Below are 20,067 nucleotides of genomic sequence, written 5' to 3' on the forward strand. Positions count from 1 at the left end.
GCAACGAAAATATTCGGGGTATTTACAGTTACTTTGCGTCTTTGCCCCCCTGCGTCGTTGGGTAAAACAGGGCCGCGAATCCACCCCGGGTTACGAAAAGATCCTGAATGCCCGGAACGGAGGCCTCTATTGCGGCCGTATGTCTCCGGCCCATTATGTCATGCATTTAAACTTCTGTGTTTCAGCGCTTCTGTGGCATCCCTTCCGGACAAGGAAAACTCCCCTATAAAGGGAATATTTATGTACTTTTGCAGCATAATCGGATGCGAATGGCAATAACTCCAGGACCTCTTTTGCAGCAAGTGAATACACCTGCGGATCTGAAAAAGATACCGGAAGACAAACTTCACGAATTTTGCGACGAACTCAGGCAGTACATCATTGACGTGGTAAGTGTGCATGGCGGGCATTTTGCGGCCAGCCTGGGAGTGGTAGAACTGACCACCGCATTGCATTACGTGTACAATACCCCCGAGGACCTGCTGGTTTGGGATGTGGGGCACCAGGCCTATGGTCATAAGATCATTACCGGTCGCAGGGACCGTTTTGAAACCAACCGGAAATATAATGGACTGAGCGGGTTCCCGAAAATATCAGAGAGCGCATACGACACATTTGGTGTGGGACATTCCTCTACCTCCATTTCGGCAGCCCTTGGTATGGCTATTGCTGCCAAATATAAAGGGGAAAATGAACGGAAAGTAGTGGCGGTTATTGGTGATGGTTCCATGACGGCCGGCATGGCCTTTGAAGCGATGAATCATGCCGGTGTATCGAATACGGATATGCTGATCATCCTCAATGATAATGGTATTGGCATTGATCCCAATGTAGGCGCATTGAAGGAGTATCTTACTGATATTACTACTTCCCCCAAATACAATAAGTTCAAGGATGATGTCTGGAATGCATTGAATAAACTGCCGGTAGGCAAAAGCATTTCCAAAAGTATTGCACATAAAATGGCAGAAGGGTTAAAAGGAATGCTCAACAGCAATTCCAACCTTTTCGAATCGCTGAAGCTACGGTATTTCGGCCCTATCGACGGGCATAATATCACCAAACTGGTCGATACCCTGAAGGACCTCAAACAGATCGGCGGTCCCAAGATCCTGCATGTGATCACAACAAAAGGAAAGGGATATGCGCTGGCAGAAAAAGACCAGACCAAGTGGCATGCACCCGGCTTATTTGATAAGGTAACGGGGGAAATTATTAAGAAGACCTTTGAAACGCCGCAGCCACCCAAGTACCAGGATGTATTTGGCAAGACCATTATTGAGCTGGCAGAAAAGAATGATAAGATCTTTGGAATTACGCCGGCAATGCCATCGGGTAGTTCTTTAAAATACATGATGGAACAAATGCCCCACCGTGCACTGGATGTGGGGATCTGCGAGCAGCATGCCGTTACGCTTAGTGCAGGTATGGCCACCCAGGGGTTGCGCGTTTTCTGCAATGTATACTCTTCATTTATGCAGCGGGCCTATGACCAGGCTGTGCATGATGTAGCCATTCAGCAACTGCCGGTGATCTTTTGCCTGGACCGCGCGGGGTTGGTAGGGGATGATGGCCCTACGCATCATGGTTGTTACGATATCGCCTACTTCCGCTGTATCCCCAATATGATCGTTAGTGCGCCGATGAATGAATCGGAGCTGCGGAACCTGATGTATACGGCACAACTCGAAAAAACGGATCACCCGTTTGTGATCCGTTATCCGCGCGGAGAGGGGGTCATGCCCGAATGGCGCACACCCATGGAAGAAATTACCATTGGTAAAGGCCGCCGGTTAAAGGAGGGAAAAGACATTGCCATCCTGAGTTTTGGTCACCCCGGGAATTTTGCGGCGGCAGCTATCCGCACATTACACCAGGACGGAATCATGCCGGGGCATTACGACCTGCGTTTTGCCAAGCCGCTCGATGAGGAGCTCCTGCACGAAGCCTGCCGGAAATATCCCAAACTGGTTACCGTGGAAGATGGTACGGTAACGGGGGGTATCGGGTCTGCGGTGCTGGAATTTATGGCCGCACATGGGTATAAGAACGAAGTGCGGATCCTGGGTATCCCGGACCGTATTGTGGAACATGGAACACCAAGAGAACTGTACCGGGAGTGCGGATTTGATGCCGAAGGTATTGCGGCTGCCGTACGCGAAATGGTAAAGGAAAAAGTAGTGGTAACGACTGCTACGTTCAACATTTAAGTTTCCGGTTGGATTTTTTTAAGCCGCAGTCCTGTAATTTGGGGTGGCAGCGCGCCCTTGTGGATTGACAGCACTGATAGCTGGTTACGGGTAGCTGGCGGGTCAATCCACTTTCTCCTTCGGAGAGGCGGAAAGCGGTTCTTTCTTCTTTTCCATTAACGCTGGCTCAACCCGTTTTTGCAGGGAAGAATCCGGCACAGCAGGTTTGGAGGTATCCGGCCGCACGGGGCTTTGCAACAGCATTTCCCGCTGTGTTTGTTTGCGTACATTCCGGAAGATCTCGCCCAACGTATCAAATTCCTTCCGGAACGAAATTCCGCCTCCTGTCCGTTTCAGCTTTGCAGCGCCGGTACTATTGGTGGTCAGGTAATCCAGGTTTTCCCTGTAGAAGAAATTCAGCCGGATGCTCCCGCTCTGGTTCAGCATCCAGGCAGCAGTAACATCAGGTAAGAACTGCACGGTCTGCTGGATGGAGGACTGCAGCGGTACTTCCATTGAGCTTCCCAGTGAGATCACGAACCGGTCTTTAAATAAGGGTACCAGTATGGCACCGTTCACATTGGCCTGGTTAATATCAAAATTGCTGCTGGGCGCGGCCAGGATGTTCCGGTTATACACCGAGCCATTAAAGACCACGCTCACATCGGCTCCCAGGATCTTTGTAAGCTCATTGTTCAGCTTTTTATTGATCTCGTTAAAGAAGAGGCCGGACAAGCTGGAAATGGTGTTGTAAGTGAATTCGTTTACCGTATTACCGAAATTGGATCCTGTTTCCGGCGGTGCAAAGCTGTTGAAGACGATCAGGTAGGTTACCTGGCGGGTTACTTCATTTTCATTGCTTTCGATCTGCTGCAATGCATTGGTTACGTTAAAGTCGTTCCTGTACTTGCTGTTTGGGTCCAGCTCCAGCCGGAACTTAAAGTCGGGCTTCGACAGCAACCCGGTAAGCAGGGCTGTTACATATACATTCTCCCGGGTATTGGCATAGGCCTGGTCGATATTGATCTTGGCGAGCGGCGAAAAACTGACCCGCTCGGCTTTATACTGGGCTTCCAGGTTCAGGTTGGCTCTTATAGGGTCTCCCGTCCAGGAGATATAGTTCTCCCCGCCTTTTTTTATTTCAAAAGGCTTTTTAAAGAAGGACTGGAAGGTATAATTATAGCTTCCCTCTGTAATGTCGAACCGTCCATGGATACTTAAAGGGTCGGTGGTTCCGGAATGAATATTCAGGGTGCCGGACCCTCTTCCTTTGATCTCATCACCGGTAAGATCATCCATTACAAATTTCATTTCCACTTTTGGATTCGCCGTTACGTCCAGGTCATAAGTGATCTTGCTGGTTTTATCCCGGTAAAGACTGTCGTCCATGGCCTCGCCATATTTACGTTCTACCAGCCAGTCCGGCATCTGTCCTGCCTTGGAGTCAGAGGAGGCAATGGTAAAACTGCTTTCGTCTCTTGAGGAGGCGATGGCATCGATCTTCATATAGGCATTGTCTTCAGGACCTACCAATGAAAAGGACCCGGTGGCCCTTACTTTCCCGTAGAAGGTCTTATTATCATTGTAAGTGGTGTTCAGGACCTGTACAGGACGGTTATTGGCGGCGCCACGGGTACCGGGCTTCCGGGTAGATACGTTCACATCAAAGAACATATCCTTAAAGGAATTGTGGGTGATATTGCCCTGCAGGTAAACAGGATTATTGGTAATGGTGTCCCGCAGCACGATCCCATCCAGGTTGATCTCGTTTTCCTTAAGCTCTATTTCATTATCTTCAAGTGCGTAGTAGCACTGGGTAAAGTTTACCCGGAGCCCGGCTTTATGCAAGCGCCCCTTGCCTATAATATTCAGGTTGTTAAAGGGGCCTTTCAGATCAAATTTCCCGGTGATCTCTCCCTGCATATCGGAAAAAAGGAAGCCGAGGAACCGGTTGATGTACTTGATGTCAAAGCTGGAGGCGCTCAGGGAAATGATGTTATTGGCCTGGCTCTGCTGGTCTTTTAAAAAGAGGTTGATGTTAAACGCCAGGTCTTTTTGCTGCGGATGTCTTGTTTGCCCGTTTGCCACCAGCTCCATAGTGGCCAGGTCAAACACCATGCGGGCCGTAACATTTCCAATGGAATCATTGTCGAACCGGATGGCATTCCCCGTAAAATTATTGGAAATGACCCGCATGTTTTTCCCGGGGTTCTCCAGCAGGAAATCTCCCGATATCATTCCTTCCAGCCGGTTGTCGGGTACAATATACTTGGAAAGATCGCCGAGGTTCAGGTCTTTTAAGGTAACAGCGATATCGTTCCAGCTGCCTACATCCGATGGTAATGTGCGGATGCGGATCTCCTGGGTGCTTTCACGCAATACCAGCTGCCCGTGTGCCGGTACATTCTGGCGAAACTCCAGCTCTCCCTGGTTCTCAATGTTCCAGGTTTTGCCGTTCAGGACAAAGGAGGAGGGCGAGAATTCAATTTTAACCCCGTTATTATACGTGCGTACCAGGGTGTTGAGCCGGGCCTGGTCAAGACCTGCTGTGCCGCCCGAGTACAGCATTACCCGCGAAACATCGTTCCTGGCCGAGATGTTGAAGAGGGCCAGCGGTACGTTTAAGCTGTCGCCGATTAGGATATTGGTGGTCCTGCCCGTGAGGGAAAGACTGTCATAGTTGCCCCTGCCGGTTATGGAAACATCATTGAATTTGAGCCGGTCGTAGCTGAAGAAAGGGACCTCTGCATCCAGCATCAGGCTATTGGTAAATGTGTTGATACTGCCGGTAATGGAGGTGTTGTTAAACCCGCCCAGGCTGCTGTCGATAATGGGGGCAAAGCTGTCGAAGTTCTGTGTTTTGATCTCGAACGAAAAGGCCTGCTCTTTAACAGCGCGTGAAGGGGGCTTGATATAGGCAGGGTAGTAGCGGTTTAAGAACCCGATCACCGAATTGGGCAGGTCGCGGATATTATAGGTCCCGAAGAGGTTTACGGAAAATTCGTTAGAAGCAATATGAAGCCGTTTTTTATCATCTTCGAGTGAAGAATGAATCGCCAGTGAATCAAAGGACAGCGGAGCATCATTGCGTACCAATACGGCGTTCGTAATGGTAGCGTGGCCCAGGAAGTCGTCGATGGATTTGCCGGTGAACTGGGCGTTGATTTTACCGGAGAGGACAATCTGTTCCTGCAGCAGGTTCAGCGCTTTAAAGTTGATCGTGCGGATATCCGAAATGAAGTTGAATGCAGGAGCTGGTTTGCTGAAGTCCACAAGGCCATTCAGATCCAGGTCAATACTGGGATCATTGATCTTCAGTTTGCCGTCAAAGACCTTGTTATTGATCTCTCCATCGGCGGTTATATTTTTATAGCGGTATTTATTGAAATCAACATAGTTGACATTGGCCGTCAGCGCAACCCGCCCGCTGGTTGGGTCAAAGCCGGCTCCTTTCAGTTTGGCATTGAAGCTGACAAAACCCAACTCGCCGTTCTTTAACAAAGGCCCCAGGTTGAAGTTGTCGGTTGATACACTTCCTGAGTAAATAGGATTGCCACCCCTGGGGATCTTCATGTTTACATCCGTTTTTACGGTTCCCAGGCTGGTGCGCAAGGTGCCATAGGTAACAAAATCGCGGATAAAGCCCGTATAACTTCCCACAAAATTCAGGTATTGCAACCGGGAGAGATCGGGGATCGTTATCTTTTTTAGCGCAGGGGCAAAAGCCAGCGCGTCGGCATAAGTGGTACGAAAGTCGGTGGCTTTAATATCGATAAATGTTTCGTCGATGTCGGGGAGCCCGCTCATAGAGGCATCTCCGGCAAAATAAGTCTGGTTCCCTGCCTGGATCTCAAGCTTATGACCTGTCAGTGAGGCCACAGGCCCTTTAATGACCCCGCTTAAAATGATCTTCTTTTTCCAGGTGCGCATGGCCGGTGCAAAAAAAGCAATATCATCGCTGTTTACATTGGCCTTTTTAAAGCGCCCCTCCATCTGAACATCCGAAATAAAATGGTTCATGCTGGAAAAGCTGGCAAACTTCATACTGAAGTAGTCCGTCAGCCGGCTGTCATTGGTTTGGAGGTCGAGGTCGTTAAAGGTGATCTCCCTGGGCGTTACTTTAGCATTGGCGTCCAGCGTTTTTACTTCGAGCCCGCTTCTCTCCCGGGTGGTAAGAGCAATATGGGTGGTAATGGTATCCATCCACCAGCGTACTTTTTTAAGATCAATATCGATCTTTGAGAATTCGATATGCTGGCCGTCAAAAGCGCCGGCATCCGGGGAGATGGAGTCGTTGTCTGTTTTAAAAGTACCGTTGTTGATGGTAACATTCCCCGCCTTAACCTCCCATTTCCCGCTATTCCATTCCAACTCGCCGGGAGCTTTGTTTTGGGGCGGTTTGGGTTTGGCAACCGGTTTGTCTGCATCAGGTATTTCAGGTTTATGGCCCCTGTAGGAACGCAGGGCTACATAAGGCTGATTAATGACCAGGGCGTTGATGTCGATGAGCTTTTTATCAAAGTCGACGTGTTTGGGATCTACATGGAGTGAGACAAGGGAGAATGTCAGGTCCTCACCGGTCCATCCGTCTCGTTTTTTCAGAAGGATATTCTTCAGGTCTACTTCTTTAAAAGCGATATTGACCGCCCCTTCTTTTTTGGACGTCTTGCTTGCGGGGGTGCTGAAATAGTCCAGCAGGAACTGGTGGCGCCAAACGGAATCGGTCCGCTGCAGCTGAATATAGGCATCGGTTAAACCGATGTATTTTAATTCGATATTCTTTTTAAGAAAGAACCAGTCGGTTATATTGACGGTGACGGCACCTGCGCTCAGGATGGTATCCCGTTGCCGGTCTTCAACCAGCACGCCCCGCAGGTGCATTTTATTAAAAAAGGAAAAGTCTACATGCCGGATATCGATCCGGGTTTGAAGATCTTTTGACAGGCGTTTTGTTACTTTACTGATCAGCCAGTTCTGAACTCCCGGCGTCTGCAGGACCAGCCACAGGATAATAACAAGGCCTGCAAGCGTCCCTGCAACAATGAGTAATATCTTTTTTAGTTTCTTCAGTAAATTACACGATTAAAATATTTGTAAAAGTACTTTATTCGGGGAGTACAGGCAAATTTGCAGGTGATCTCTCTTTAATTTTATAATTTTAGTTACAATGATCCGGAGCTGTTTCGTGAATGGCGGAACATCCCTTTCGGAAACTATATTTAAAAATCGGGTATGCGTAAATTATTGTATGTGATCCTGCTTTTGGGGGTAGTAGTGGATACAGGGGCGCAGCAGTTTGGGGGTAACCCTCCCTCTGTACGCTGGCGGCAGGTAAATACGGATACAGTGCGGGTCATTTATCCCCGGGGACTGGATTCCACGGCAAGTCGCGTAACGGCAATCGTTCACCGCCTTGCCGCCGGGACCTATCACCCGCTGGGTGACCGGCTGAAGAAGATCGATATTGTATTGCAGAACCAGCCGGTCAATTCCAATGGTTATGTGAGCCTGGGGCCTTTCCGGAGCGAATTTTACCTAACGCCCCCGGCTGATAATTTTGACCAGGGGACCCTTCATTGGGCCGATCAGCTGGCCCTGCATGAATACCGGCATGTGGAACAGTATAATAATTTTAACAGGGGCCTTAGCCATTTAATGAAAACGCTTTTTGGCCAGGAAGGATATGCGCTGGCTGTCAGCGCTGCGATACCTAACTGGTTTTTTGAAGGAGATGCCGTTTACCAGGAAACCAGCCTGTCGGCACAGGGCCGGGGGCGCATGCCTTCTTTTCTGAAAGCCTTTCCTTCCCTGTGGAATGATGGAAAACAGTACCGCTGGATGAAGCTGAGGAATGGGTCGTTCAAAGACTATGTGCCCAATCATTACGACCTTGGATACCTGCTGGCAAATTATGGGTACGCGCAATACGGACCTGATTTTTGGGGAAAGATTACTTCCGGGGCTGCCGCTTATAAAGGGCTGTTTTATCCCCTGCAAACGGCCATCAGGCGGCATACAGGACTTTCGTACAGGAAGTTTACAACAGCCGCCTTTGATTTTTATAAAGAGCGCTACGGCTTACAGGCAGCAGGGGTATATACAGATAGTACATTGGCTTTACTGCCCGCAGATCACAAAACCCTCACCAGTTATTATTATCCCTGCCAGGTAGGCGCCGATTCCCTGCTTTATTTAAAAGTATCCAATAAACAACGGGCTGCTTTTTATATCCGGGACAGGAACGGGGAACATCGCCTGCGTTTCAGGGATATCAGCAGTGAGCGCCAGTTTGGCTATGCCAACGGAAAGATCGTGTATGCTGCAATTGAGACCGATCCGCGCTGGGCATGGAAAACATACAGCGTGTTGCGGGTACTGGACCTGCAGTCCGGGAAACAGCAAAAGCTTGCTTCTAAGACCCGCTATTTTTCCCCGGATATTTCGGCAGACGGAAGCCGGATCGTTGCTAATAAAGTGGACCTGCGGGAGCATTCCTCCCTTGTGGAGCTGGATGCGGGAACCGGTGCCGTACTCCGGGAGTTCTCTGCGGCCGGTGTTGATTATTTTGCCAGTCCCAGGATCGTAGATGCCAACAGGATTGTGGCCGCTATCAGGGAAACAAAGGGCACTTCGTATATCGGTATCGTGGACCTGGAGGGGCAACAGGTCCGGGCCCTTACCCCCGTTTCATTTAAAACAGTGGGCCAGATCAGCGTTTCCGGAGACACTGTTTATTTTACAGGAGCTGATGGTTTAAGGGACCGGGTCTTTTCGGTGAATATGCACTCAGGTGTATTAAAGCAGTTAAAGAGCCGGGAAAATAACAGCTATTTTGTTAATGCGGCTTCCGGCAAGCTTACCTGGAGCCAGTTTACGGCTGATGGCTACCAGCTCCGGCAGCTACCGGCTGCAGCTGCCGTGTGGGAGCCGGTAGCTGCGGATGTGTTCGCAGCAGGTACTACCGGCATCATCAGCGATACGGTAGCGGCCGGCCATGGTCCGCTGGATGAGGAAACTCCGGTGTTGCCCTCCAAAAAATATGCTTCGCTGACGAGGCCCATTCATTTTCACAGCTGGCGGCCTAATTATAATGATCCTGAGTATAGCTTTACCATCTATGGTAATAATACGCTGAACACCACACAAACGGAGCTGTATTATTTGTATAATGAAAACGATCGTACCCATGCTGTTGGCGGTAATATTACTTATGCAGGATGGTTCCCTTATATCGGTATCAGCTCACAATACCGGATGAACCGCCACCAGGAGGTGAAGAAAAAATTGAAGGAGTGGGATCAGTGGGATCATTTCCTGTCGCTTACCGTACCGCTGAGCTGGAACCATGGGCAACAGTTCCGTTTTTTAAATGCAGGTACCAGCGTTGGTTACCGGCAGGATATTACCAAAGGGGCGAACAAAGCGCTCTTTCCTGCGGTAGCCTTTGGATATATTGCGCATAACCTGGGTTTTGCCGCACAGGTGCAGCAGGCCGTACAGGATATTTACCCGCGCTGGGGATTTAGTGTAAATACGCAATACCGCTATGCCATTAATAAATGGAGCGCCCGGCAGTTTATTGCAACAGGGGCGGTATACCTGCCCGGGCTTTTTGCCACTCACAGCCTGGTACTGGGTGCGGGTTACCAGGAGGCGTTTTCCAAAGACCGGCTTTTTGGCAGCCGGATCAATTTTGCGAGAGGCTTTAACGGTATCGATTCTGCCCGTGTTGCAACGGCAACCGCCAGTTATCATGTACCGTTGTGGTACCCCGACTGGGGCTTTGGTAACATCTTTTACCTGCGGCGTGTAAGGGGCGCAGCCTTTTATGACTATACGGCCGTTAACGGCCGGCAACCGGGCTCTTATACGAGACTCCAGAGTACCGGGGGCGAAGTTTACCTGGATACGCAGTGGTGGAACCAGCACCCGCTGACCTTTGGCTTCAGAGCCGGCCGGCTTTTAACCCCCGATCCTGCAGCACCCGGCAGGCGCTGGTTTTATGAAGTAATCCTCCCCGTGAGTCTTATCCCGAGATAGCGATCACATTTCTGGCCTGTCGAACATGCCGTTCGTTATGATAGGCTACAAAGCGCAGCGTATCTCCGAGTTTTAGGCGGATCATGCGGGAAAGGCTGGTGCCTGTTTTTTCTTTGCCGATATTGATCCCCCTTGCTTTCTCAAGAAGCTGTAGGAACTGTTGCTGATGGCTGATAAAATCGGTTAATACTGCTGGGGTAAGCCTTGCATTTTGCGTGTTCATTGGTTGCGAGGTCTTCATCGCTTTTTGGGAAGAATCCGGGTGGATGATCTTACAGAAATAATTGCCCAGTACACCCGGCTTGAAATTGCCTGCGGGGCGGGAAGCGGCTTTCTGTATAACCGCGTCGATCTCCCGCAGATAAAAAATGCTGTACCGGTTCAGGTGCTCCATGCATTCCAGCACATTCCAGCCTCCGCAAGGCGGTCTTTGGGTAAGGGATGCCCCGGGCAGGGTTTGCAACACTTCGGCAAACCGGGTATGCTCTTCAGACAGCAGTACCAGCGCGTCTAATAAAGGTTGTGATCGCATGCTCATTTTATTTGCAAAATTCAACCCGGGAAAAGAAAAAAACGTTGATGGATGTCAATGTTTTTTAAGCCGGGAAAGTGTTTCCGGGCTCATGCGCAGGTAATTGGCAATATGGCGGTTGGAGATCTCCTGGAACAGCCGCGGACTTCGCTGCAATAACCGGTGATACCGCTCTGCAGGGGAAGAGGTGAGAATATCTTTTTCGCGTTCCAGTAACTGTAGTACCAGCTCTTCAAGGAGCGCCAGCCAGACCTTAAGCTGCTCCGGATGTTGCCCCAGCAACCGGTTTAATGTTTCTTTAGGGACCACCTTCAGGGTGGTTTTTTTTAAGGCCTGTATAAAATAGGAAGAGGGCTTCCCGGATAAAAACGCATCCATGTATACGACCAGGTCGTTTTGATAGCCGAACCGGATATTTTGCTCTGCGTCCCCGTCTTCGATAAAGACCCGGATGCTGCCGGCGGCTACAAAATAGATATTAGAATCCGCTGTCTTTTTTGAACGCAGGATCTCATTCCGCTTCAGGACGATCTCTTTTTGAGGATCCCCGGAATCCAATAAGAGGTGAATAAGGCCGGCAATGTTCCTGTGCTGCGCCTCCATTATAAAGACTTTTTCCCGTTTGATGACCAATAGCGCTGCATATAGATCAGTCGTGATCCTGCAGACCGGATGGTCTGCAGGTTTTTAAAACCCTGGTAGCGTTCATATGGTGTAGGTGTTTTTTTTACCGGGACCTCCGCCGGCCTTTTAGCGTCAAATCTTTTTGTATAGATCTTTATCAGTTGCAGGTTCCTGCTGGCGGAATCAAGATAGGAAAGACCGTCGAATACTGACCGGGTTACCTGCACAATTTGCGAGGTGTCGATCCTTAAACGCCATGGATCCGCGATCAGCCGGTCATCCAACATCAGCACGCTATAAGGAGTTAGCTTTATCTTGTACAGGGAAAGATACGCTTCGGCGGGGAGCGTTTGCCGGGGATCCTTTGTTTTAATAAGGAGTACACCGCCTGTTCCGCTTTTGCCGAACAATGCCGCGCGGGCAATGGCTTCCTTTCCTTTTAATACGGTAATCGATTCGATATCTTCAGGGGGCAGGTAACCCAGGTTATCGGTGACTGTTGAATCCACTATAAGGAGTGCAGGCTCCGCCGGGAGGTCGGCAGCAGTTTGTGCCAATAAGCGGGTAATGCCTATCAGCAATCCGGTCAGAAACGCGAAGCATCGTTTTTTCATACGCGTAAATGTTTTGGCCTGTAATGGATTTTTTTTAGGATGCGGCCTGCCGGCTTTTTACATAATAAGACGGTTTAGGCATTACTCTTTTGCAATTACCGAAAGCCCGTGTTTGATCTTGTTGGCCTTATGCAGCAGGTCGGCTTTTTCATTGCTGATGATGGTTACATGCCCCATTTTACGTCCTGCCTTGGTCTGTCTTTTCCCATACAGGTGAAAAAAAGCATTTTCTATTTTCAGCATTTCATCCAGCCCCTCATAAACGGCCTCACCGGAATATCCTTCTTTGCCAATGATATTCAGCATCACAGAAGGAAGGATCGCATCCGTGCTGCCAAGCGGGTAGTTCAGCAGGATACGCCACACCATATCAAACTGGGAGCTGTAGTGGGCTTCAATGGTATGGTGCCCGCTGTTGTGCACACGGGGAGCTGTTTCATTGACCAGCACCTCGCCGCCGGGTGTCACAAACAGCTCCACGGCAAAGATACCGGGGGAGTTGAAGTTTTTTACAGCAGACAGTGCAATGGCTTCTGCTTTCCAGTATGTTTTTTCTTCAATATCCGCAGGGCATAACTGGAAGTCGAGCAGGTTCAGTGTTTTATCAAACACCATCTGAACTGCGGGATAGATGGCAATTGCGCCGGACCGGTCAATGGCGATCATCATGGCTATTTCCCGGGCTACGTCAACCTTTTTTTCCAGTACAGACATGGCGTCAAAACCTTTGGCCACATCCTGTTCGTTTTCGATGATCTGAACCCCGCGTCCGTCGTAGCCGCCTTCTGCAATTTTATGCACAGCAGGAAAGAAATGTGCCTGTTCCGACAGCTCCTGGATATTATGTGTAAGGATGTATTCCGCTGTAGGGATCTGGTGATCTGTATAATATTTTTTCTGGGCGGCTTTGTTGCGGATGGTGCGCAGTACGGATGGATGGGGGATAACGGTTACCCCTTCCTTTTCGAGGGTTTCCAGGGCATCTACATTCACGTTCTCGATCTCAATGGTAAGCGCATCCAGGCCCTTCCCGAATGCATATACTGCATCATAATCCCGGATATCACCTTTGAAAAAATGATGACATAAATGAGCCGCCGGGCATTGATCATCGTTCTCCAGTATATATGTTTCTACCGGATAATTGGCTGCCGCCTGCAGCAACATTCTTCCCAATTGGCCACCGCCAAGGATCCCTACTTTTTGCATGGCGCAAAGATATGAGATTTGGGGTATCGGCTATCAGCTTTCGGCATTTAGCCCAAAGCGGCATGGTTCCGGATCCCGCTAAAGCTATAAGCTGATGGCGGCCCGCTCTATTCTCCATTCCCAACCTCGGCTCCCGATTCCAAATATCATTATTTTAGCGCAAAAATCATTTTATGCGTATCGACTATGCAGCAACGGCCCCCGAAGGGTATAAAGCCCTGCTGGCCATGTACGGCTATTTAAAAAAAACGGATCTTGCACCGGCTCTTTTACATATGATCTGGTTGCGTGTATCGCAGATCAATGGCTGTCCTTATTGTGTAGACCTTCATTGGAAGGATGCCATTGCAGCAGGAACGGAGCCCCGTAAGCTAAACGGGGTTTCTAACTGGAAACATATGCCTTTTTTTTCGGCGGCGGAAAAGGCGGCACTGGCGTTTGCTGAGGAAATGACCCTGTTGCCGGCACAGGAAGTAAGCGCTTCCGTTTTTGACGCTGCCCGCCTGCATTTTGATGATAAGGATCTTACCGATCTGAGCCTGGCTATTGCACATATGAATATGCTGAACCGGGTGGCGATCACCTTTCATAAAGTACCGGTTTTATAAGCTGCTTACAGGAAACTAAAGTTAGCGGCCCGGGCCCAACGCATTCTGCTCTATATTACCTTCCTGTGCAGGAAACTGAGGTTCGCAGTTGCTGGTTGACCGGGGCATAGGTCCAGCCCGGGACGTAATGCAGAAGGCTATCCTGATCGCTCCTGCGACTCGGGGCCTGGCAAGCTAATGGAATGTTGAGCGGCACCGGTATGATACATTCCCGGTGCGGGGATAAGCACCAAAAGTAAAAGCGGACCGGGGCCCGCTTTTGTTCTTAACTTTTGTATATAGAGCATTTTTTAACATTGCCGCTCTGAACAGGAAGTATGGTCAGATCCTGCTCAGCAATTCTTCACCAATAGCATCTGTACCCAGTATTTTTTCCTTTGGTGTTGTGGCATCTGCGATATCACCGGTACGGAATCCTGCCTTTAGTACCTGGTCAACTGCATTGATCACGTCTTCGCTTTCCTGTTTCATGCCAAAAGAAATATCCAGTAATAACGCTGCGGATAGTACGGAAGCCATAGGATTTGCAATTCCTTTGCCGGTAATATCATGCGCAGAGCCGTGGATGGGCTCATAAACCCCGGTACCATCCCCGATGGAGGCGGAGGCCAGCATGCCCATGGAGCCCGCGATCTGGGATGCTTCATCGGTGAGGATATCTCCAAACAGGTTGGCCGTAACCACCACGTCAAAGCGTTTGGGGTCTTTAATGAGTAACATGGCAGTTGCATCTACAAACTGATGCTCTACCTCTACTTCAGGATATTCTTTAGCAACCTGTTGTACCACTTCGCGCCACAGGCGGCTGGTTTCGATCACATTGGCTTTATCAACGGAGCATAATTTTTTGCCGCGGGTCATTGCCGCCTCAAAGGCTTTGCGCGCGATGCGTTCTACTTCGTAGCGGCTGTACTGTGCAATATCGAAAGCCGTATCCCCATTGTCTTTACGGCCTTTTTCACCGAAATAGATATCACCGGTGAGCTCGCGGAAAAACAGGATATCGGCACCTTTTAAGATCTCGGGCTTAATGCTGGAGGCACCCAGAAGCTCATCAAAGAGTTTGATCGGGCGCAGGTTGGCATATAATCCCAGCTCTTTCCGCATTTTCAGCAAGCCCTGTTCCGGACGCACTTTAGCAGACGGATCATTATCGTATTTCGGGTGTCCTACGGCGCCAAACAGCACCGCATCCGATTTTTTCATTTTCTCCAGGCTCTCATCGGGAAGCGGGTTGCCGGTGGCTTCAATGGCGGCATGGCCGATCAGGGCTTCATCGTATGTGAACTCATGGCCGTATTTTGCCGCAATTTTATCCAGCACTTTTTTACCTACAGCGGTTACTTCCTGTCCGATCCCGTCTCCGGGCACAATGAGAATATTTTTTTTCATTTTTTTGTTTGTTTTATAATCAGGGGCCGGGTTTGTTGGAAAATTTTCAAAAAGCCCGGCGGATGGGCCCCTAAGGTACTGGATAGCCGGCTATTTTCTTCAAAAAAAGAAGATGATTTTTTGCCTGTAAACCTTCAGCGGAGCGGTTCTTTTATAATTCCAGGGAGTAACAGTAATTGTACGTAGTTATTCCGCCCGCTTTTCCCGGTTAGTGCACTCGCTTTACACGCCTGCTCAGGATACCTATGCCCAGGGTAAGTTTATGCACACTTCCGCTATACCGGATGAACTTGTTTTTTAGCGGCGATGCTATATACTCGTAGCCGATCCTTATAAAGGGCGCCTGTGTACTTTCCTGGTAATAGACCTGTTTTGTAAGATTTATTTTTTTTAGCCTGATGTCGCTTATAAAGCCCAGGCTACCGGCAACACTGGTTTTTATACCGGCATCTTTAAGCTTGGGGTGCTCCTTTACATTCTCGTTGGGGTCAACTCCAAAAACACCGATACCCGCAATGGGGGCAATGCTGATAATATTGCTGTTTGCTATATATCTTCCAATTGTTACCGCCAGGTAGCCGCCGGTGACCTTTGCATTTTTAGGCCAGGTAGCTCCGTTGTTTAGTGGCATGTCTGTTTGAGTGTGGCCCATTCCAAAAGCCAGGTCCACCTGTCCCAGCCAATTATTGTGTACCAGGTCAAGAGAGAGTCCGAAAGCGGTAAGGTGATTGTAATAGTTGGTTAATGCGCCACCCAGTCGAAATTGCCCGCTATGAAAGGATACGGCGCTGCCACTGGCCGTAAGCGTATATTTCAATCTTATGAAAGATTGGGTAAAGGATCTGTAGCTGCTGTTAGGATACGCGGAAATGAACTGATCGGCCAGGTTGTTGAGTTCTTGCTGCCGGGTTTCTCCGCCTGCCAGCAGGTATTTCAGGTGCATCGTTAAAAAGGCTTTCTGTTCCTCGGGGAGGTTGGCTGTGGCAATATCTTTTAAAAGACGGGCTTCCTGTTCTGTTACTTTCTCTGCCAGTTTTACAGCAAGGTAATCCGGGGGCGGGGGAATGCGAATTTTCCCTTCTTTGAGGCTGTCCATCCCCTTTATGGTATTTAATATCGGGATATAATCGCCGGTCCAGTAAGACAGTAACCAGAATTCTGCAGGATATATGGCAATATAATTGGTGTCGTCTAATGCTACCAGTTGTTCTTTTACCAATGTAATGCCAATTTTATTGTTGGCAATAAAACGATCCAGCAGGATGCGACGGGTTTTTATAATGTCTTCAGATTTTGAATCATCTGCCTGGGTGGTTATCTGTTGTGCCGTTGCGGCACTGCAGAGCGCAGTGCAGGTCCATAGAAGCAGTAAAGTTTTTTTCATGATTTCATTTTCTATGAGATGCAGATACTGCCCGAAATGCATAACGGCAGGGGAGGCGCTCCGGCTGCCGTTGCAGTACCTGCAATACAGCCGGCTTATACCAGGTTCAACATCTTTTGCGTGGCCTTGATCGCAGCCACTGTCTGATCACTGTCCAGCCCGGTAGTGGTAAACTCTCTTCCGTTGAGGTTCCAGGTAATAATGGTTTCGCAGAGTGCATCTGATTTTCCACCGGGCGGGATCCGTACAATATAGTCGGTCAGCTTTGCCAGGGGTAGTTTCTTTTGTGTATAGATCTTACGGAGCGCATTCATAAACGCGTCGTACTGGCCATCGCCCTGCGCATTCTCTTCTACAACGCTGTCCTCAAATCTGATGCGTATTGTAGTAGAGGGACGCATATTTTTGGAATGGGTCAGTACATAGTTCTCCACGTACACTTTTTCCATGGCCGTATTGCTGTCCAATACATCGGAAATAATAAAGGGCAGATCGTCCTGGGTTACGGTTTCTTTTTTGTCGCCCAGCTCAATAATGCGCTGGGTTACTTTTTTCAGATCTTCATCTGACAATTGTATGCCCAGTTGCTGCAGGTTGTTCTCAATATTGGCCTTGCCTGAAGTTTTGCCCAATGCATACTTGCGTTTGCGTCCGAAGCGCTCGGGCATCAGGTCGTTGTAATACAGGTTCTTTTTCTTGTCGCCATCGGCGTGAATGCCGGCTGTTTGGGTAAATACGTTTTCACCGATCACCGGTTTGTTAGGCGACACCCTGAAGCCTGAGAAGGCCTCCACCAGCTTACTGATCTTATATAATGCTTTTTCATTGACACCGGTCTTAACGTCTTTCTGAAAATCATTCAAAACGGCTACAATACTGGCCAGTGGCGTATTTCCGGCTCTTTCCCCCATGCCGTTAATGGTAAGGTGGAGCCCTTTGGCGCCGGCTTTTACGGCTTCCAGTGCATTGGCCACACCAAGGTCATAGTCGTTATGCCCATGAAAATCGAAATGTAACTGGGGATACCGCTCCGTGATCTCAGCAATATAACTATAGGTTTCAGAAGGGATCAGGATGCCCAGCGTGTCTGGCAGCAGTACCCTTTTAATGGGCTGCTTTGCAATAAAGTCGAGATACCGGAAAACGTATTCTTTTGAATTGCGCATGCCGTTGCTCCAGTCTTCCAGGTATACATTGGAATCGATCCCTTTTTTCTGAGCTTTTTTTATAACGGCGGCAATGTCTTTAAAATGCTCCTCCGGTGTTTTTTTGAGTTGGTGGGTGAGGTGATTCAGCGATCCTTTTGTGAGGATATTCATCACTTTGGCGCCTGCTTTTTGCACCCAGTTGATGGACGTGTCGCCGTCTACAAAGGTCAGCACTTCTATTTTATGCAGATGCCCGTTTTCTTTAGCCCAGTCGGTAATGCGTTTTACGGCCTGGAACTCGCCTTCGGAAACGCGGGCGGAGGCGATCTCAATGCGATCCACTTTGACCTCCGTCAGAAGTAATTGCGCGATGGTTAATTTTTCTGTTGCTGAAAAAGATACGCCACTGGTCTGTTCACCATCCCGCAGCGTGGTATCCATTATTTCGATGGGTCGTTGTTTTATGGGAGGATACGCTTTATTGGGAGTTGTCATTGATATAAAATAGATTTTTGTGGTTCTTCATCAACTGTTTTTTTGTGTAAATAGTTCTAAAACATCAATGCTGATAAAGTGCTTTATATTAAGGGTGTCTAACATTAAATCATTTGTGATGGCGGTAGCTGCAATGAATAGATCCGGTTTGTCGATCGTTTTTCGCTTTGTTTTTAGCAGCGAAACGATTTCTGCCGATTTCCTGGCTGCAGGCCTGTCGAAACTTAAAACAATCAGCCGGGAAAGCAAGCCTTCCCAAAAATCTTTATGGACTTGCGTGGCACCATTAAAAATTTCGAACTCTGTAATTGTCGAAATATAGATCTGGTCGTACTGCCGGAAATGTGCTACAAGCCTTGAATTGGTTTTATCTGTTTTTCGGAAATAATCAATCAGAATGCTTGTATCGATCATTAGCTTTTTGTGCGCCATGCTGCAATACTTTTTCTATTCTCCTCAATAATGTTAATATCTTCCCGGGAATATACAGGTCCGTTCAACAGGAAATCGATAAAACTATCCTGCTGCGGCTTTACAGCTTCGTCGTCAAGCTCCTTTTTTAATTTAGCTTTTTGCGATGGCGTCAGCGATTTTACTAATGTCAGCAATTGCTGAAATGGTATTTGCACCTTGATCTCCATAGTTTCAAAATTACGGATTTTACAAAGATCGAAATGTTCCTGAAGCGGAGCTCGAAAGAAGCCCCACAGATCTTCAAACCTGTGGGACTTTAAAATCTAATACAGGCTTTTATCTGCAAAGGTATTGATCTCCTGCTTCATGGATTGCAGATAGTCGATATCGTCAAAGCCGTTCATCATGTTGTGCTTTTTATAGCCATTGATATCGAAGCTTTCTTTTTCGCCGGTTGCCAGGATGGTAACGGTCTGTTCCGCAAGATTTACTTCGATCTGTGCATTGGGATCGGCTTCGATGGCCCTGAATATTTTATCGGCGAAGGCTTCACTTACCGTTACCGGCAGTAAACCGATGTTGAGCGAATTTCCCTTAAAGATATCGGCAAAAAAGCTGGAGATCACGCAGCGGAACCCATAATCATAAATGGCCCAGGCCGCATGCTCGCGGCTGCTGCCGCTTCCGAAGTTCTTACCGCCTACCAGGATCTTTCCGGAGTAGATGGGGTTGTTGAGTACAAAGTCCTGTTTGGGTGTATCGTCGTTGTTATACCGCCAGTCGCGGAAGAGGTTATCGCCAAAACCCTTACGCTCCGTGGCTTTCAGGAAGCGGGCAGGAATGATCTGATCGGTATCCACGTTCTCAATGGGTAAAGGAACCGCTGTGGATGTTAATACTGTAAATTTATCGTATGCCATTTTTTAAATTATACATTAAAGATTATACTTTCAAATGTTGAGCATCTTTATTAGATTGTTACTGTCCAATCTATACCCATACCAATTCTTTTTATTTTTACCCGTTTGTCTTTTTTCTTCAGGTAAATGCTGTCGGTCTTATTGACAATAATTGCAAATTGCTTTGATGGTCCGTTAATTCCCCCGTCTACGATTACCTGTTGTTTTGCAGGAATTAAAAACGAGTAAGAAAGATCCTGATAGTTCTTTTTTATAGCGATCTTCGGACCCGTATTGGGCAGGGTCCTTACCGAATCCGGATGGTACCGTAGCTTGTTATTATCTGCAATTAAAACATCCATTTGTTTATCCTCTGAGGAATCGTTTCTTGCGGTGACGCTGTACATCGTGTCACAAGACACCGTGAGAAAAATAAGAAATAATAATAAGAAACGAGCTATGTCCATATTTATAGGTGTATTCCTTACCACAAAGCACCGAAAAGAGGATTTATTTACG

Annotated in this window: 15 protein-coding genes; 3 read left to right on the plus strand and 12 right to left on the minus strand. The window is 48.4% G+C overall.

All coding sequences use genetic code 11. The features are described from left to right. The first annotated feature begins 269 nt into the window (after nt 1-269). Nucleotides 270-2,210, plus strand: coding sequence for a 1-deoxy-D-xylulose-5-phosphate synthase (gene dxs / locus BLS44_RS01530; RefSeq protein WP_090388251.1), 1,941 nt, complete (start codon nt 270-272; stop codon nt 2,208-2,210). Nucleotides 2,211-2,312: 102 nt separating this feature from the next. Here the strand turns inward: dxs and BLS44_RS01535 are convergent, their stop codons facing one another. Continuing rightward, complete coding sequence (locus tag BLS44_RS01535) at nt 2,313-7,070, minus strand: translocation/assembly module TamB domain-containing protein (protein ID WP_245729058.1); 4,758 nt, start codon at nt 7,068-7,070, stop codon at nt 2,313-2,315. Nucleotides 7,071-7,421: 351 nt separating this feature from the next. Here BLS44_RS01535 and BLS44_RS01540 point away from each other — a divergent pair, with 351 nt between their 5' ends. Next, on the plus strand, nt 7,422-10,229 hold the full coding sequence (locus BLS44_RS01540) for a TolB family protein (protein WP_090388253.1): 2,808 nt from the start codon (nt 7,422-7,424) through the stop codon (nt 10,227-10,229). On the opposite strand, the gene BLS44_RS01545 is transcribed toward BLS44_RS01540, so the two are convergent. The 4 genes from BLS44_RS01545 to BLS44_RS01560 all read right to left on the minus strand — a co-directional run bounded on the left by BLS44_RS01545 (nt 10,216) and on the right by BLS44_RS01560 (nt 13,208). Continuing rightward, on the minus strand, nt 10,216-10,761 hold the full coding sequence (locus BLS44_RS01545; protein ID WP_176954280.1) for a DinB family protein: 546 nt from the start codon (nt 10,759-10,761) through the stop codon (nt 10,216-10,218). The genes BLS44_RS01540 and BLS44_RS01545 overlap by 14 nt on opposite strands. A 54-nt stretch (nt 10,762-10,815) precedes the next feature. Beyond that, nucleotides 10,816-11,364, minus strand: a complete 549-nt coding sequence (locus BLS44_RS01550) for a Crp/Fnr family transcriptional regulator (RefSeq protein ID WP_090388255.1) — start codon at nt 11,362-11,364, stop codon at nt 10,816-10,818. Continuing rightward, nucleotides 11,364-11,999: a hypothetical protein gene (locus tag BLS44_RS01555; protein WP_090388256.1), complete on the minus strand. Its 636-nt coding sequence runs from the start codon at nt 11,997-11,999 to the stop codon at nt 11,364-11,366. The genes BLS44_RS01550 and BLS44_RS01555 overlap by 1 nt, the downstream gene beginning before the upstream one ends. Before the next feature lie 81 nt (nt 12,000-12,080). Continuing rightward, nucleotides 12,081-13,208, minus strand: a complete 1,128-nt coding sequence (locus tag BLS44_RS01560) for a 5-(carboxyamino)imidazole ribonucleotide synthase (RefSeq protein ID WP_090388257.1) — start codon at nt 13,206-13,208, stop codon at nt 12,081-12,083. 173 nt (nt 13,209-13,381) lie between these two features. Here BLS44_RS01560 and BLS44_RS01565 point away from each other — a divergent pair, with 173 nt between their 5' ends. Continuing rightward, complete coding sequence (locus tag BLS44_RS01565) at nt 13,382-13,816, plus strand: carboxymuconolactone decarboxylase family protein (protein WP_090388258.1); 435 nt, start codon at nt 13,382-13,384, stop codon at nt 13,814-13,816. Nucleotides 13,817-14,137: 321 nt separating this feature from the next. Here the strand turns inward: BLS44_RS01565 and leuB are convergent, their stop codons facing one another. From leuB to BLS44_RS01600, 7 genes are all read right to left on the minus strand, one after another. Beyond that, entirely contained in the window at nt 14,138-15,208 is a 1,071-nt protein-coding gene (gene leuB / locus BLS44_RS01570; RefSeq protein WP_090388259.1) for a 3-isopropylmalate dehydrogenase, read from the minus strand. 208 nt (nt 15,209-15,416) lie between these two features. Beyond that, nucleotides 15,417-16,592 (minus strand): hypothetical protein, encoded by a 1,176-nt coding sequence (locus BLS44_RS01575; RefSeq protein WP_143019628.1) that lies wholly within the window; start codon nt 16,590-16,592, stop codon nt 15,417-15,419. Between the two features lie 95 nt (nt 16,593-16,687). Next, nucleotides 16,688-18,235 carry an alpha-isopropylmalate synthase regulatory domain-containing protein gene (locus BLS44_RS01580; protein WP_245729059.1) on the minus strand — a complete coding sequence of 516 codons (1,548 nt, stop codon included), beginning with the start codon at nt 18,233-18,235 and terminating at the stop codon, nt 16,688-16,690. Between the two features lie 30 nt (nt 18,236-18,265). Continuing rightward, nucleotides 18,266-18,667: a type II toxin-antitoxin system VapC family toxin gene (locus BLS44_RS01585; protein WP_090388261.1), complete on the minus strand. Its 402-nt coding sequence runs from the start codon at nt 18,665-18,667 to the stop codon at nt 18,266-18,268. Next, on the minus strand, nt 18,649-18,876 hold the full coding sequence (locus BLS44_RS01590; RefSeq protein WP_090388262.1) for a hypothetical protein: 228 nt from the start codon (nt 18,874-18,876) through the stop codon (nt 18,649-18,651). The genes BLS44_RS01585 and BLS44_RS01590 overlap by 19 nt, the downstream gene beginning before the upstream one ends. Nucleotides 18,877-18,972: 96 nt before the next feature. Further along, nucleotides 18,973-19,569, minus strand: coding sequence for a 3-isopropylmalate dehydratase small subunit (gene leuD, locus BLS44_RS01595; protein WP_090388263.1), 597 nt, complete (start codon nt 19,567-19,569; stop codon nt 18,973-18,975). A gap of 50 nt (nt 19,570-19,619) precedes the next feature. Next, nucleotides 19,620-19,910 (minus strand): hypothetical protein, encoded by a 291-nt coding sequence (locus tag BLS44_RS01600; RefSeq protein WP_143019629.1) that lies wholly within the window; start codon nt 19,908-19,910, stop codon nt 19,620-19,622. Between the last annotated feature and the right edge of the window lie 157 nt (nt 19,911-20,067).

This window comes from Niabella drilacis (assembly GCF_900101395.1).
Taxonomy (GTDB): domain Bacteria; phylum Bacteroidota; class Bacteroidia; order Chitinophagales; family Chitinophagaceae; genus Niabella; species Niabella drilacis.

What these genes read in the sequence shown, in the direction of transcription:
- BLS44_RS01560 (WP_090388257.1), bottom strand. Translation starts at nt 13,208, where the DNA reads ATGCAAAAAGTAGGGATCCTTGGCGGTGGCCAATTGGGAAGAATGTTG.
- BLS44_RS01585 (WP_090388261.1), bottom strand. Translation starts at nt 18,667, where the DNA reads ATGGCGCACAAAAAGCTAATGATCGATACAAGCATTCTGATTGATTAT.
- leuD (WP_090388263.1), bottom strand. Translation starts at nt 19,569, where the DNA reads ATGGCATACGATAAATTTACAGTATTAACATCCACAGCGGTTCCTTTA.
- leuB (WP_090388259.1), bottom strand. Translation starts at nt 15,208, where the DNA reads ATGAAAAAAAATATTCTCATTGTGCCCGGAGACGGGATCGGACAGGAA.
- BLS44_RS01580 (WP_245729059.1), bottom strand. Translation starts at nt 18,235, where the DNA reads ATGACAACTCCCAATAAAGCGTATCCTCCCATAAAACAACGACCCATC.
- BLS44_RS01545 (WP_176954280.1), bottom strand. Translation starts at nt 10,761, where the DNA reads ATGCGATCACAACCTTTATTAGACGCGCTGGTACTGCTGTCTGAAGAG.
- BLS44_RS01590 (WP_090388262.1), bottom strand. Translation starts at nt 18,876, where the DNA reads ATGGAGATCAAGGTGCAAATACCATTTCAGCAATTGCTGACATTAGTA.
- BLS44_RS01550 (WP_090388255.1), bottom strand. Translation starts at nt 11,364, where the DNA reads ATGGAGGCGCAGCACAGGAACATTGCCGGCCTTATTCACCTCTTATTG.
- BLS44_RS01575 (WP_143019628.1), bottom strand. Translation starts at nt 16,592, where the DNA reads ATGAAAAAAACTTTACTGCTTCTATGGACCTGCACTGCGCTCTGCAGT.
- BLS44_RS01535 (WP_245729058.1), bottom strand. Translation starts at nt 7,070, where the DNA reads ATGCACCTGCGGGGCGTGCTGGTTGAAGACCGGCAACGGGATACCATC.
- BLS44_RS01565 (WP_090388258.1), top strand. Translation starts at nt 13,382, where the DNA reads ATGCGTATCGACTATGCAGCAACGGCCCCCGAAGGGTATAAAGCCCTG.
- dxs (WP_090388251.1), top strand. Translation starts at nt 270, where the DNA reads ATGGCAATAACTCCAGGACCTCTTTTGCAGCAAGTGAATACACCTGCG.
- BLS44_RS01555 (WP_090388256.1), bottom strand. Translation starts at nt 11,999, where the DNA reads ATGAAAAAACGATGCTTCGCGTTTCTGACCGGATTGCTGATAGGCATT.
- BLS44_RS01540 (WP_090388253.1), top strand. Translation starts at nt 7,422, where the DNA reads ATGCGTAAATTATTGTATGTGATCCTGCTTTTGGGGGTAGTAGTGGAT.
- BLS44_RS01600 (WP_143019629.1), bottom strand. Translation starts at nt 19,910, where the DNA reads ATGGATGTTTTAATTGCAGATAATAACAAGCTACGGTACCATCCGGAT.